Source organism: Campylobacter sp. IFREMER_LSEM_CL1890 (assembly GCF_025772045.1).
Taxonomy (GTDB): domain Bacteria; phylum Campylobacterota; class Campylobacteria; order Campylobacterales; family Campylobacteraceae; genus Campylobacter_D; species Campylobacter_D lari_D.
The window spans coordinates 129019-143128 of sequence record NZ_JAKMRK010000001.1 but is presented as its reverse complement, the minus strand read 5'-3'; the positions used below and the strand labels follow the sequence as shown (position 1 = coordinate 143128).

The window sequence follows — 14110 nt, the reverse complement described above, 5'->3', positions numbered from 1 at the left end:
TTTCATTTAAAATCCTCTCTTATGACCAACACCTTGGTGGCAAGATACACAACTTAAAGCATTATCTTTATGTGGATCTAGGGTAGGGTTGATAGTGTTACTCGCAATTTCTTTGTGACATTCTATACAGTTATTTTGGACTATTTCTTTACTTTTTGCATTTGCACTCAAATGTGTAGGTAAAGAATCTAGTTTGAAAGTAAATGCATAAGCATGTCCTAAGCCACTTTGAGCTTTAGCAATCCATTTTTCAAAAAAGCTATGTGGCAAATGGCAATCATTACAGGTTGCTCTTGGTTTACCATCAACTTCTTTAGAGTGCGAAGCTTTTAAATAATCATTATAAACCTCGTTCATAATATGGCAATTATTACAGCTTTCACTAGCATCGCTAAAATAAGAAGTGCCCTTAGCATTATGGAAAGTATACATTCCAACTCCTGCTAAAATTACAAGTAAGAAGAGGAAAACAGCAAAAAGTTTTGAGTTTGCTTTTTTCAAAGTCTCTCCTTTGAATGAAGTTTAAGTTACAAGAACTTGTGTATAATTATATAACACCATAAAGGCAAAAAAGTAAATATATATTTATTAATCATTTATTATTTTTTTAATAAGATAAAAAAAGTATTATTTTTTTATATAATTATATTTACTATTATACAAATAAAATAAATTTTAATGAAAGAAATACTAAAATATAAATATCTAGAAATAAAGGTAGGTATATCATGCAAATTCAACCATCAATGTATATTAACAGAGAACTTTCTTGGCTTGCGTTTAATTCTCGTGTTTTAGATCAATGCTCTAAAGATCTTCCTTTGCTTGAAAAACTTAAATTTATTGCTATATACTGTACAAATTTAGATGAGTTTTATATGATAAGAGTGGCTGGATTAAAACAACTTTTTGTGGCAGGAATAAGCACAACAAGCAATGATGAAATGACTCCTCTTGCGCAACTTAAAGCTATTAGAAATTATCTACATGAAGAAAAATATGTAGTAGAGCAGTATTTTACTAAAATTACCCAAGATTTAGAAAAAGAAAATTTGTTTATTCGCTCATACGAAGAACTTGATGAGGATTTAAAACAGCAATGTAATGAGCATTTTTTTTCTAATATTTTTCCTGTGATAGTTCCAATTGCAGTTGATGCAACTCATCCTTTTCCGCATTTAAATAACCTTTCATTTTCTTTAGCGGTAAAACTTTGTGATCCTATGCACCCTGAACTTTTAAAATTTGGCATGATACGCATACCTAGGGTTTTACCAAGATTTTATCAAGTAAGTTCTAATATTTATGTGCCTATAGAAAGTATAGTACGCTATCATACTGAGCATATTTTTCCTGGCTACAAGCTCTTATCTTCTGCTGCTTTTAGAGTAACTAGAAATGCAGATATGGAAATAGAAGAAGAAGAAGCTGATGATTTTATGTTGATTTTAGAGCAGGGTTTAAAACTTCGTAGAAAAGGTGCTTTTATACGCTTGCAAATAGAAAAAGGCGCAGATGAGCAGTTGATTGAATTTTTAAGTTCTCATATGAATATTTTTCATAAAGATATTTATGAGTATAATATACTTTTAAATTTAGCTTCATTATGGCAAATCATTTCCAACAAAGAATTTACACATTTGCTAAATCCTATGTATACACCAAAAATTTTACCACCTTTTGGGGATAATGTATCTATATTTAGTGCAATAGATAAACAAGATATTTTGGCTATACAGCCTTATGAGAGTTTTGAGCCTGTATATCAATTTATCAAAGAGGCAAGTAAAGATCCTAAGGTTGTTTCTATAAGAATGACTCTTTATAGAGTAGAAAAAAATTCAAACATAGTTCAAGCTTTAATTGATGCAGCAAGCGATGGCAAACAAGTTACTGTAATGGTAGAATTAAAAGCGCGTTTTGATGAGGAAAATAACTTGCATTGGGCAAAATCATTAGAAAATGCAGGGGCTCATGTGGTATATGGAATCACTGGTTTTAAGGTGCATGCAAAAGTAGCTCAAGTGATTAGAAAAGAAGGGGATAAATTAAAAATTTATAATCATTTAAGTACGGGTAATTACAATGCAAGTTCAGCTAAAATTTATACTGATGTGAGTTATTTTACTTCAAAAGAAGAATATTCTCAAGATACTACAACTTTTTTTCACATACTTTCAGGATATAGCAAAAGTCGTCGTTTAAAGACTTTATCAATGAGTCCAAAGCAAATCAAAGAAAGAATTTTAGATATGATAGCTACTGAAGCAAGCTATGGAAAAGATGGAGTAATCATAGCCAAAATGAATGCTTTGGTAGATGGTGATGTGATTAAAGCTTTATATGAGGCTTCAAATAAAGGTGTTAAAATAGATCTTATTGTGCGTGGAATTTGTTGTTTAAGACCTGGAGTAAAAGGATATAGTGAAAATATAAGAGTCAGAAGTATAGTGGGAAAATATTTAGAGCATGCTAGAATTTTATATTTTAAACATACAACACCAAATTATTTTATTTCAAGCGCTGATTGGATGCCAAGAAATTTAGAAAGAAGACTAGAATTAATGACTCCTATTTTTGATGAGCATTCTCGTGCAAAATTGGCTCAAATTTTAAAACTACAATTAAGCGACAATGATTTAGCTTATGAGTTAGACAACGAGGGAAGATATCGTAAGGTTGTTTTAAATGAGACAGAAAAAATCAACAATTCTCAACAAACTTTAGAAGAGTATATTAGTAGAATTTTTAATACCTTGAAAAAAGATACTGATCACAGCAGGGCGACGCACTTAGCAACGAAGCTTTTTAGAGATAGCTAATCCTTGCTTTTTAGCAAGGATTATTTCCAACCTTCTATGTAGTTTTTAAGTTTTCTACCAACTTTTGGGTGTTTAAGTTTTTTTATAGCTGAGCTTTCTATTTGTCTTACTCTTTCTCTTGTGACATTTAATTCTTTACCGATTTCTTCTAAAGTTCTATCACTTTCATCATCCATTAAGCCAAAACGCATTCTAATAACAGCCTTTTCTCTATCATTAAGCTGATCTAAAACTTCATCAATTTGTTCTTTTAAATCATCTTTTAAGATGTGATCCATAGGTGAAATTGAGGTTCTATCTTCTACAAAATCTCCAAATTTACCATCATCCTCGTTGCTAATAGGTGCTTCTAGGGAAATTGGTTCTTTAGTAATTTTAATAACTTGTTTTACTTTATCTATACTAAGTCCTACTTCTTTTGCAATAATACTTACATCCGGTTCTTTACCTTCTTTTTGTAAATACTCGCGAATGATTTTATTGATTTGATTGATAGTTTCTATCATATGAATAGGAATTCTTATAGTTCTTGCTTGATCAGCAATTGCTCTTGAAATAGCTTGTCTAATCCACCAAGTTGCATAGGTTGAAAACTTATAACCGCGTTTGTATTCAAATTTATCTACTGCTTTCATTAAGCCTATGTTGCCTTCTTGGATTAAATCTAAAAATGGTAATCCGCGGTTAGTATATCTTTTGGCAATGCTTACAACTAAGCGTAAATTTGATTTTGCCATTCTAGTTTTAGCCTCATCAGATATTTTTTTACCGCGTTTGATTTGCTCTAGAATTTCTTTTAATTGATCTTTTTCTAAATCAAAAGAATTTTGACTAGCTTCTTTAGTTTGAATGAGTTTTTTAATCTCCATATAAGTGCTTACCATGGTAGTTTCTAGGGCACGCTCTGCAATTTCTTCTTTGCTAAGTTTGGTAATATCTTTTAAAATATCTTGGTGTCTTTGTTTTAATTCTTCTGAAAACATTGGTAAGCGATACTCTAAACGTTTTAATTCTTTATCAAATTCCTCATCACTTTTTAATGCTGTTTCCATAGATTTTACTATTTCAGAAATAAGTTTTGATGTTGGACCTAGATCCATTAGTTTTTCTTTTAGTATATTTTTCTTAAAAGCAATTATGAGTTTATCTAATAGTTCATCATCATTTTTTTCTGCATTAATAGTAGATATAGTTTTTAACCATTCTTTTTTTGCTTTTTCTAATGCTTTAAAGCTTTCTATGACTTTTAAAGTTCTTTCATCTTCTTTTTTATTTGTTTTTTTAGGTTTTTTTTCATTAGAATTTTCATTTTCCTCATTTTCGTTTTCTTCTTCAGAATCTATTTCTTCATCGCTTTTATCATCATCGCTTTTATCATCATCCTCAAAGCTTTTAAAAAGCTCTTTCACTCTTCTTTCTCTATTAATTAAAGGTTCTTTATAATCAAGTATAAAATCAATCAAATAAGGCACAGAACAAAAAGCATCGATGATAATGTCTTCGCCTAGCTCAATCTTTTTAGAAATTTCAATTTCTTCATCTTTGTTTAAAAGAGCAATTTGTCCCATTTCTCTTAAATACATTCTTACAGGAGAGTCTGATCTGCTCCACTCAAGTAAATCATTTTCATTGGCTAAATCAAATTCATTTTCCAAACTTGTATCTTGTAATTTTTGTTTTTCCTCTTGTAGCTTTTTTGCTTCTTCTAAATTTCTTTTTTTGGCAATTTCAGCTGAAGAGATTAATTCTACTTTATATTTATCCATTAGATCACGGATTTTTTTTGCACTTGTTGCGTTTGGAAGCTTTGCAAAATACTTGACAAGTTTTTCATATGTGATATAATCTTTAGAATTTTCTTTGAAAAGTTCTTCTAAAACATTAGTTTCATTAGCCATGGATACCCCTTGTATTTAAGTAATGAGTGTAAAACTAAATATTATGCCTAAAAATTAATTAAAAACAAATAAAAATATTTTGGAACGACTTTTGCTTTATTAGTGAAAAATTAAGATTTTAGTTAGGAAAAATAATGCAAAATGGGTATTATCAAGCCACCGGTGCTATGGTTACGCAATTTAATCGTTTAGATGTTGTAACTAACAATCTAGCAAATGTAAATACAAGTGGCTATAAAAGAGATAATGTTGTTATTGCAGATTTTAAAAGGATTTTTAAAGAAACTCAAGATGAGTTACCTATACAAAATCACACAAGAGATGCTGCAAGATTTGTTAATACAACTATAGATAGAGTTCCGCAGGTTAATCATGTCTATACAAATTTTAGCGTAGGTTCTATGAAAATGACGCATAATCCTTTGGATTTAGCTCTTACTCGCGAAGATACTTTTTACTTGATTAAAACAAATAATGGTGAAATAAGATTAAGTCAAGATGGAAATTTCCAACTTGATGATGAGGGTTATTTGGTAAACCGTCAAGGATACAGAGTTTTAAGCAGTGATTATTTTAATAATCCCGAAAATGATGGCATCCGCATAGGAGATTCTACTTCTTTTATTAATGTGGATAAAAATGGAATTATCAGTGCAGCTAATCAAAATATTGCAAGATTATTTGTAGCACAAGTTGATGATTTAAGAGATTTGCAAAAAGATGGCGATAATATGTATAAAATTGATAATTTAAACAAGATTAGAGATTTACCAAATTCAAATGCCATTAAGCAAGGTTTTACTCAAGGATCAAATGTTAATCCAGTTACAGAAATGGTAGGGTTAATTGAGGCAAATAGAATGGTTGAGATGTATCAAAAAGTTATGACATCTCATATGGATGATTTAAATCAAGAAGCTATTAATAAATTAGCAAGTACTAAATAAACTAAGGATAGATAAAATGTTAAGATCATTATACACAGCAGCATCAGGGATGGTATCGCAACAAACACAAATTGATGTGACTTCAAATAATATTTCAAATGTTAATACAGTAGGTTATAAAAAATCGCGTGCAGAATTTGCAGATTTGATGTATCAAACGATGAAATACGCAGGAACTTCAACCTCAAGTACCACAAAACATCCAAGTGGCATTGAAGTAGGGCTTGGAGCAAGAGTAACAGCTGTAAGTAAAATTTTTAGTGAAGGTAGTTTAAAACAAACATCAACTTCAGGTCTTGATATGGCAATTGCTGGTAATAATGGCTTTTTTCAAATTCAAATGCCTGATGGAACTATAGCTTATACTAGAAATGGTCAATTTACTAAAGATGCTGAAGGAAACATAGTAAATTCAGATGGTTATAGACTTTTACCGGAAATGACTATACCTGAAGATGCTATTGCTATAAATGTGGCAAGTGATGGAACAGTTTCAGTAATGCAGCCAGGAAATACAGCTGAAACTCAAATAGGACAAATTGAACTTGTAAATTTTATCAATCCTGCAGGTTTACATGCTTTAGGGGATAACCTTTTAGTAGAAACTGATGCAAGTGGAGCGCCTATTGCAGGTATAGCGGGCGAGAACGGTTTTTCTGTCATCAAACACGGCTTTGTGGAGCTTAGTAATGTTCAGCTTGTAGAAGAAATGACAGATCTTATCACAGGGCAAAGGGCTTATGAGGCAGGCTCAAAGGCAATCACTACAAGTGATGATATGCTTGGAATTGTAAATCAATTAAAACGCTAGAATTAACTAGCGTTTATAATATGTAAAAATATTTAAAAATATACTAAAAAACTCCTATTTATAAATACTTATAAAATATTCTTTTTTATAATTTAAATTTTATCATTAATGTAGTAATATTTTTTAGATGTATTAAAATACATTGAATAAACAATAACGAGGGATATAATGAACAGAAGAGACTTCATTAAAAACACCGCTATTGCTAGTGCTTGTGGTGTTGCAGGTCTTAGTGTTCCAAGTAGTGTACTTGCTAATACTGAGAATAAATGGCGTTGGGATAAGGCTGTTTGTAGATTTTGTGGTACAGGCTGTGGAATTTTAGTTGCAAGTTTAGATGGTAAAATTGTTGCTGTAAAAGGAGATCCAGCAGCTCCTGTAAATCGTGGATTAAATTGTATTAAAGGTTATTTTAATGCAAAAATTATGTATGGAGAAGATCGCTTAGTAACACCTTTACTTCGCGTAAATGCAAAAGGTGAGTTTGATAAAAATGGAAAATTTCAACAAGTTTCTTGGCAAAGAGCCTTTGATGAAATGGAAAAACAATTTAAAAAAGCTTACAAAGAAAAAGGTGTTGAAGGAATTGGAATTTTTGCAAGCGGTCAATACACTATACAAGAAGGATATGCTGCTGCAAAATTAGTAAAAGCTGGTTTTAGATCAAACAATATAGACCCAAATGCACGCCATTGTATGGCTAGTGCGGTTGTTGGTTTTATGCAAACTTTTGGAGTTGATGAGCCTTCTGGCTGTTATGATGATATAGAGCTTACTGATACTATTATTACTTGGGGTGCAAATATGGCAGAAATGCATCCGATTTTATGGTCAAGGGTAAGTGATAGAAAATTAAGTAATTTAGATAAAGTCAAAATTGTAAATTTATCTACTTTTTCTAATAGAACTTCTCATATAGCAGATACTGAAATCATCTTCAAGCCAAATACTGATTTAGCTATTTGGAATTATATCGCTAGAGAGATTGTTTATAATCATCCTGAAGCTATGGATAAAGAATTTATTGAAAAACATTGTATCTTTACAACAGGCTATGCTGATATTGGTTATGGAATGAGAAATAATCCAAACCATCCTAAATTTAAAGCAAGTGAGAAAGATACAGTAGCAAAACAAAATGCTATTATTGTAGATGAAGAAGAAGCGGTATCTTTGGCTTATTTAGGAGTAAAAGCAGGTGATAAATTTGAAATGAAACACCAAAGTGCTCCTGATGCGCATTGGGAAATTTCATTTGAAGATTTCAAAAAAGCATTAGAGCCTTATACGCTTGATTATGTTGCTAAAGTTGCTAAAGGTAATGAAGATGAAAGCATTGAAGAATTTAAGAAAAAACTTCAAGAATTAGCAAATTTATATATAGAAAAAAATAGAAAAGTTGTAAGTTTTTGGACTATGGGCTTTAATCAACACACAAGAGGTACTTGGGTGAATGAACAAGCTTATATGGTGCATTTCTTACTTGGTAAACAAGCTAAGCCAGGTAGCGGTGCGTTTTCATTGACAGGGCAACCAAGTGCTTGTGGAACTGCAAGAGAAGTAGGGACTTTTTCGCATCGTTTACCTGCTGATATGGTCGTTGCAAATCCTAAGCACAGAGAAATTAGCGAAAAAATTTGGAAAGTTCCGGCAAAAACAATCAATCCTAAACCAGGTGCTCCATACTTAAAAATCATGAGAGATTTAGAAGATGGAAATATCAAATTTGCTTGGGTGCAAGTAAATAATCCTTGGCAAAACACTGCTAATGCAAATCACTGGATAGCAGCGGCTAGAGAAATGGATAATTTTATTGTTGTGAGTGATTGCTACCCAGGAATTAGTGCTAAGGTGGCAGATTTAATTTTACCAAGTGCTATGATTTATGAAAAATGGGGTGCTTATGGTAATGCTGAAAGAAGAACTCAACACTGGAAACAGCAAGTGCTGCCTGTAGGTGAGGCTATGAGTGATACTTGGCAAATTATGGAATTTGCAAAACGCTTTAAATTAAAAGAAGTTTGGGGTGAAACTAAGGTAAATGATAAACTTACTCTGCCAAGTGTTTTAGAAGAAGCTAAAGCTATGGGTTATAGTGAAGATGATACTTTATATGATGTATTATTTGCAAACAAAGAAGCAAAATCTTTCAAAGCAAACGATTCTATTGCAAAAGGATTTGATAATAGTGATGTTAATGGCGATGAAAGAAAAATTATAGGTAGCGATGGTAAAGAATTTGAAGGTTATGGCTTTTTTGTGCAAAAATACCTTTGGGAAGAATACCGCAAATTTGGTTTAGGTCATGGGCATGATTTAGCTGATTTTGATACTTATCATAAAGTAAGAGGTTTAAGATGGCCTGTGGTAAATGGTAAAGAAACACAATGGAGATTTAATACTAAATTTGATTATTATGCTAAAAAAGCAGCTCCAAATTCAGATTTTGCATTTTATGGTGAATTCGCTAAAGAACTGCCAAAAGGAGATTTACTGGCTCCGCAGACTAAAGAAAAATATAGCTTGAAAAACAAAGTGAAAATTTTCTTTAGACCATTTATGAAAGCTCCTGAAAGACCGAGTGAAGAGTATCCATTTTGGTTATGTACTGGTAGGGTTTTAGAGCATTGGCATAGTGGAACTATGACTATGAGAGTTCCTGAGCTTTTCCGTGCAGTACCTGAAGCACTTTGTTATATGAATGAAGATGATGCTAGGGCAATGAAAATTAATCAAGGTGATATCGTATGGGTACAATCACGCCGTGGTAAAGTAAAAGCTAGAGTAGATTTTCGTGGTAGAAATAAACCATCTAAAGGGCTTGTGTATGTGCCTTGGTTTGATGAAAATGTATATATAAACAAAGTTACATTAGATGCAACTTGCCCATTGTCTAATCAAACAGATTTCAAAAAATGTGCCGTAAAAATTACTAAAGCATAAAAATGAAAAATAGAAGAGAATTTTTAGCCTTTACTTTTAAGCTTTTATGTATAGGAAGCGGAAGTGCATTTTTAGCAAGTTTAGCATTTAGCTCAAATCAGGAGTATTTTTTAAGACCTCCTGGGGCAGATGATGAAAAAGAATTTTTATCAAAATGTATACGATGTGGACTTTGTGTAAAAGCTTGTCCTTATGATGTTTTAAAACTAGCAAATTTAGAAAATAGTGCTAAAAATGGCACACCCTTTTTTATAGCAAGAGAAAATCCTTGTAGATTGTGCGAGGATATACCTTGTATAAGAGATTGCCCTACAAATGCGCTAGATCATAAATATTTAGAGCAAAATGATGGAATTTATAAAACAAAAATGGGTATAGCTATAATTGATAGTGCAAGTTGTGTTGCTTATTGGGGAATTCAATGTGATGCTTGTTATAGAGCCTGTCCATTGATAGATAAGGCATTAAAGCTTGAAATAAAACGCAATGAAAGAACTGCAAAGCACGCATTTTTATTACCTGTAGTAGATCATGAAGTATGCGTGGGATGTGGGATTTGTGAGAAAGCCTGTATAACGCAAAAAGCTGCTATTAGAGTTTTACCTAGAGAATTTGTCTTGGGAAAAGCTGGGGATAATTACATCAAAGGTTGGGATGAAAAAGATGAAAAACGCTTGCAAGATGTAAACACAGATAAAAATTTCAATAAAAACAAGGCTAAAGATTATCTTAATGATGGAGAATTGTTATGAAATATCTTATTTTAAGAAGAATAGTGCAATTGTCTATCTTAACTTTTTTTTCTTTTGGTGTATTTAATTTTATATTAAAAGGAAATTTAAGCTCTTCAGTTTTATTTTCTTCGGTGCCGCTAAGCGATCCTTTTGCGTTTATTCAACTTGCTTTAGCAAGTTTGCAAGTAGATTTAATGGCTTTAAGTGGTGCTTTGATAGTATTTTTATTTTATGCTATTTTTGCTGGAAGAGCGTTTTGTGCTTGGGTTTGTCCTGTAAATATCATTACTGATTTTGCTTATTTTATTAGAAGTAAATTAGGTTTTAATCAAGCAAGGATTTTTAATGTAAATAAAAATTTGCGTTATTATGTTTTGGCTTTTGTTTTGATTTTTTCTTTTCTTTTTTCCTTTCCTGTTTTTGAGGAATTTTCTTATATAGGAATAATCCAAAGAGGAATTATTTTCGGCGGTATTTCTTGGCTTTTTGTAGCTTTGATTGTTTTTTGTATAGATACATTTTTTAGTCCAAGATTTACTTGCTCGCATTTTTGTCCTTTAGGAGCTTTTTGGGCTTTAAGTTCGCATTTTTCATTACTAAAAGTAAGATATAACTTACAAAAATGTACTAAGTGTTATAAATGCCTTGGGATATGTCCTGAAAAGCAAGTGCTTTGGATGATAGGTAAAGAAAATCAAGATGTAAAATCAGGTGAGTGTATAAGATGTGGAAAATGTGTTGATGTTTGCGGTGATGATGCTTTAGGTTTTAGTATAATAAATTTAAGGAGAGAAAATGAAAAATAAAATCTTTTTATCCTTAGCAGCAGCTGTTTTAATAAGTGCTTGCGGACTTGCTGTTAAAAGTGTTGATTCAAAAGATATAGGTTTAAGAAAAACAAGTTTAGAAAGTGAAAATGTAGAGTTATTGGATGCAAAGTATTCTCAAGCAATGGCTGGAGAATCTGTTTTAATTGAGAGATCATTTGAAAATGCTCCGCCATTAATTCCACATACTTTAGAGGATATGCTTCCAATTACTAAGGATAATAATATTTGTTTAAGCTGTCATGATAAAGCTATAGCTAAAGATGTTGGGGCCACTCCGCTTCCAAGTAGCCATTATTTTGACTTAAGAAAAAACAAATCTACTAAAGATATGATAAGTGATGCAAGGTTTAATTGTACACAATGCCATGTGCCACAAAGCGATGCAAAACCTTTAGTAGGAAATAGTTTTGAAGCTAAATTTAAAAATGAGGAACTAAAGAAAAAATCTAATCTTTTAGATGTTTTAAATGAAGGCGTAAAATAAAACTATGAAAAAAATATTTTTAATCTTACTAATGAGTGTATATGTATTTAGTTATGAGCTTAAACTTGATTCAAATTTAAATGCCTTAAAACTTGTTGATAGTAGTTTGCTTATAGGACTTGATAATGGAGAATTAAATCAGTACTTTATTAAAGACAAAAAAATGCAAAAAATCACTCAACTTGATAAGATTAAAAATTTTTACGAAGAAAATCTTAGCCCTAGAATTTATAGTATTGATTACTTAAATGGGGCTATTTTGATTTTAAGTGAAGGTGATTTTGGTAGTAAAAGGCTTAGTATTTATAAAAATAAACAACTTTACAACTATAAGCTTTTAAGTGATGGAGTAAAAAAAGCTTTGTTTTTAGATGATGATACTATTTTATTAGCCTTGCTAGGTTCTAATATAGAGCTTTTTGATCTAAAAACAAAAAATATTATAAAAAATTTTACTTTCTCTAACTCAAGTTTAAGTGATGTGGTTTTAAATGAGGCAAAAACTCAATTAGTAGCAGGTTTTGAAAGTGGTGAAATAATACTTTTTGATGTGAAAAAGTGGCAAAAAATAAAAAGTTATAAAAATCTTCATAAAGATAATATTTATCAACTTGATTTTAAAAATGCAATTATTACAAGTTGTAGCACTGATAGAAAATTAGGCATAGTGCGAAATGATCAAGAAAAAAGCATAGAAAGAGACTTTTTAATATATGCTTGTAGTCTAAATAAAAGTGGTTCTATAGCGGTTTTTGGAGATAATGAAAAAAATATTATAGAGCTTATAGATACTAAAAATTTAAAAACAATAAAAAAATTCCAAAATAAAGATTTTTTGCTAGAATATCTTATATTTTTAAACGAGCATGAATTTATTAGTGCTGGTTATGAAGATAAAATTATATTTTGGAGTATAGATGAATCTTTCTAGTGTATTGATTTTAACTAAAGAGGAAAAATTAGAAAAACTTAAAGAGCAAATTCAACAAACACCATGTTGTAGTGTGGAATTAGCTCAAGAAGAAAAAATTATAGTGGTAATAGAAAGTGAAAATTTAGATGATGAGTTAAAAGCATATAAACAATTAGAACAGCTTGATGGGGTGATAAGTATTAATATGGTATTTTCGTATCAGGATTTGGATGAAGAAAGAGAAAAAATTTTAAAAGCAAATTTTGAGGCAAATACTTTTGATGAAAATTTAAAAAAAGATAATTTAGAATACTATGGTAATGTTTTTAGAAAGTATTGATTATGATTTTTTTAATTCCTTTAATTGTGATTATTTCTTCTATTTTTATCATTGATCACTTTTATTTTTCCAAAGAGAATGAAGTTGTAAAAGAAAAAAAACAAGTAGTGCAAAAAAACACCGATTCTGATAAACAAAGATATCTTGAAAATATATTAAATCAAAAATAATCATGTACACACAAATTTCATATAAAAAATTCTTTTGGATTAATATTTTAGTTGTGATTACTCTTGCTTTAAATTTAAGAGCACCTATAACTTCCATAGGTCCTATGATAGAACATATTCAAGAATATTACAATATTAATTCTACTTTAGCAGGTATGCTAACAACCTTACCTTTAATAGCTTTTGGTCTTATATCGTTTTTTGTAGCGTATTTTTCACAAATTAAAGCTTTGTTTTTTGCCTTAATTTTGATTGTCTTTGGAGAAGTTATTAGAAGTTATGGAGGAACTATAGGTTTATTTTCTGGGGTTTTTTTGATAGGAGCAGGCATTGCAATAGCTAATGTTTTATTACCTTCTTTTGTAAAAGAAAAATTTTCTAAAAATACTTATAAGATAATGGGTTTATATGGATCAATTATAGGCTTATCTTCAATTGCTGGCGTGGCCTTATCACTTCCTTTACTTAAATTTTTTGATGTACCTCAAGCTATGTTTTTTTGGGCTATATTGGCTTTAATTGCTTTGATTTTTTATTTTCCACATTTGAAAAATAAAAGATTATTACGCCCTAAAAAGAAAAATATTAATAAAGTGAATATCTTTTTAAACTTAACAGCCTGGAAAGTTACTATTGTAATGGGATTACAAAGTTTTTTATCTTATAGTCTTTTTGCATGGCTTAGTGTGATGATTAGTGAAAAGGGCTTTGGAATTGACTTTGGTTCTAATGTTTTATTATTATCTCAAATCATAGGAATGCCTGTGGCATTTTTACTACCTATCATTTTAGGAAAGCTTAGATCTCGTGCTAAAAGTTTTGCTATAGTGATGTTAGGGTTTTTGTATTTTTTAAGTTTTATGATGATTTTTCTTTTTAAAGTAAAAGCGATTTTGTTTTTAGCGGCTATTTTTTTAGGTTTTGCTTCTAGTGGAGTTTTTACAATTTCGCTATTATTTATTGCTATCAAAAGCTCAAATTCTATCATAGCGGCTAAACTTTCTGCTATGTCACAAGGTATAGGGTATTTAATAGCTGCTCAATCACCTTGGATTATAGGCATGCTTCATGATAATTTTAGAAATTTCACTTCAGGCTTTATTATGCTTATTATAGTAGCTATAATACTTAACATTTTTGTATTTTTGGCATATAAGGCTCCTGTGATTAAGTGAAAATTAAAAATAAATTAAAGCCTTTTTTGTTAGAATTTTAGGA

General features: G+C 30.5%; 13 protein-coding genes. 11 read left to right on the top strand and 2 right to left on the bottom strand.

The annotated features are described in order from the left end of the window. Positions 1-6: 6 nt before the first annotated feature. Complete coding sequence (gene nrfH, locus L8W57_RS00720; RefSeq protein ID WP_039618639.1) at positions 7-501, bottom strand: cytochrome c nitrite reductase small subunit; 495 nt, start codon at positions 499-501, stop codon at positions 7-9. A 227-nt stretch (positions 502-728) separates the two neighbouring features. Here nrfH and L8W57_RS00715 point away from each other — a divergent pair, with 227 nt between their 5' ends. Beyond that, on the top strand, positions 729-2822 hold the full coding sequence (locus L8W57_RS00715; RefSeq protein ID WP_133318726.1) for an RNA degradosome polyphosphate kinase: 2094 nt from the start codon (positions 729-731) through the stop codon (positions 2820-2822). A 20-nt stretch (positions 2823-2842) separates the two neighbouring features. Here the strand turns inward: L8W57_RS00715 and rpoD are convergent, their stop codons facing one another. After that, complete coding sequence (rpoD, locus tag L8W57_RS00710) at positions 2843-4720, bottom strand: RNA polymerase sigma factor RpoD (protein ID WP_133318727.1); 1878 nt, start codon at positions 4718-4720, stop codon at positions 2843-2845. Between the two features lie 134 nt (positions 4721-4854). Here rpoD and L8W57_RS00705 point away from each other — a divergent pair, with 134 nt between their 5' ends. The 10 genes from L8W57_RS00705 to L8W57_RS00660 all read left to right on the top strand — a co-directional run bounded on the left by L8W57_RS00705 (position 4855) and on the right by L8W57_RS00660 (position 14067). Continuing rightward, on the top strand, positions 4855-5667 hold the full coding sequence (locus tag L8W57_RS00705; RefSeq protein ID WP_133318728.1) for a flagellar hook-basal body protein: 813 nt from the start codon (positions 4855-4857) through the stop codon (positions 5665-5667). Positions 5668-5683: 16 nt separating this feature from the next. Beyond that, positions 5684-6478, top strand: coding sequence for a flagellar basal-body rod protein FlgG (flgG, locus tag L8W57_RS00700; protein WP_133318729.1), 795 nt, complete (start codon positions 5684-5686; stop codon positions 6476-6478). Between the two features lie 168 nt (positions 6479-6646). Further along, positions 6647-9421, top strand: coding sequence for a periplasmic nitrate reductase subunit alpha (gene napA / locus L8W57_RS00695; protein ID WP_133318730.1), 2775 nt, complete (start codon positions 6647-6649; stop codon positions 9419-9421). Positions 9422-9423: 2 nt separating this feature from the next. Continuing rightward, positions 9424-10173 carry a ferredoxin-type protein NapG gene (napG, locus tag L8W57_RS00690; protein ID WP_133318731.1) on the top strand — a complete coding sequence of 250 codons (750 nt, stop codon included), beginning with the start codon at positions 9424-9426 and terminating at the stop codon, positions 10171-10173. Continuing rightward, positions 10170-10961, top strand: coding sequence for a quinol dehydrogenase ferredoxin subunit NapH (gene napH, locus L8W57_RS00685; RefSeq protein WP_133318732.1), 792 nt, complete (start codon positions 10170-10172; stop codon positions 10959-10961). Before napG ends, napH begins: the two co-directional genes overlap by 4 nt. Beyond that, positions 10951-11469, top strand: a complete 519-nt coding sequence (locus L8W57_RS00680; RefSeq protein ID WP_133318733.1) for a nitrate reductase cytochrome c-type subunit — start codon at positions 10951-10953, stop codon at positions 11467-11469. Before napH ends, L8W57_RS00680 begins: the two co-directional genes overlap by 11 nt. A 4-nt stretch (positions 11470-11473) precedes the next feature. Beyond that, entirely contained in the window at positions 11474-12400 is a 927-nt protein-coding gene (locus L8W57_RS00675) for a WD40 repeat domain-containing protein (protein ID WP_263661823.1), read from the top strand. Beyond that, a complete protein-coding gene (locus L8W57_RS00670; RefSeq protein ID WP_133318735.1) occupies positions 12387-12722 on the top strand; it encodes a chaperone NapD in 336 nt (111 codons plus the stop codon). Before L8W57_RS00675 ends, L8W57_RS00670 begins: the two co-directional genes overlap by 14 nt. 2 nt (positions 12723-12724) lie before the next feature. Continuing rightward, positions 12725-12892: a hypothetical protein gene (locus tag L8W57_RS00665; protein WP_087699327.1), complete on the top strand. Its 168-nt coding sequence runs from the start codon at positions 12725-12727 to the stop codon at positions 12890-12892. 2 nt (positions 12893-12894) lie between these two features. Then, the gene (locus L8W57_RS00660; RefSeq protein ID WP_263661822.1) at positions 12895-14067 is read left to right on the top strand and encodes an MFS transporter; all 1173 of its coding nucleotides are present in this window, start codon (positions 12895-12897) and stop codon (positions 14065-14067) included. The last annotated feature ends 43 nt before the right edge of the window (positions 14068-14110 follow it).

Bases quoted from the DNA above. Each gene is read 5' to 3' on its own strand.
- napA (WP_133318730.1), top strand. From the start codon at position 6,647: ATGAACAGAAGAGACTTCATTAAAAACACCGCTATTGCTAGTGCTTGT.
- rpoD (WP_133318727.1), bottom strand. From the start codon at position 4,720: ATGGCTAATGAAACTAATGTTTTAGAAGAACTTTTCAAAGAAAATTCT.
- L8W57_RS00660 (WP_263661822.1), top strand. From the start codon at position 12,895: ATGTACACACAAATTTCATATAAAAAATTCTTTTGGATTAATATTTTA.
- flgG (WP_133318729.1), top strand. From the start codon at position 5,684: ATGTTAAGATCATTATACACAGCAGCATCAGGGATGGTATCGCAACAA.
- L8W57_RS00680 (WP_133318733.1), top strand. From the start codon at position 10,951: ATGAAAAATAAAATCTTTTTATCCTTAGCAGCAGCTGTTTTAATAAGT.
- napG (WP_133318731.1), top strand. From the start codon at position 9,424: ATGAAAAATAGAAGAGAATTTTTAGCCTTTACTTTTAAGCTTTTATGT.
- L8W57_RS00670 (WP_133318735.1), top strand. From the start codon at position 12,387: ATGAATCTTTCTAGTGTATTGATTTTAACTAAAGAGGAAAAATTAGAA.
- napH (WP_133318732.1), top strand. From the start codon at position 10,170: ATGAAATATCTTATTTTAAGAAGAATAGTGCAATTGTCTATCTTAACT.
- L8W57_RS00665 (WP_087699327.1), top strand. From the start codon at position 12,725: ATGATTTTTTTAATTCCTTTAATTGTGATTATTTCTTCTATTTTTATC.
- L8W57_RS00675 (WP_263661823.1), top strand. From the start codon at position 11,474: ATGAAAAAAATATTTTTAATCTTACTAATGAGTGTATATGTATTTAGT.
- L8W57_RS00715 (WP_133318726.1), top strand. From the start codon at position 729: ATGCAAATTCAACCATCAATGTATATTAACAGAGAACTTTCTTGGCTT.
- L8W57_RS00705 (WP_133318728.1), top strand. From the start codon at position 4,855: ATGCAAAATGGGTATTATCAAGCCACCGGTGCTATGGTTACGCAATTT.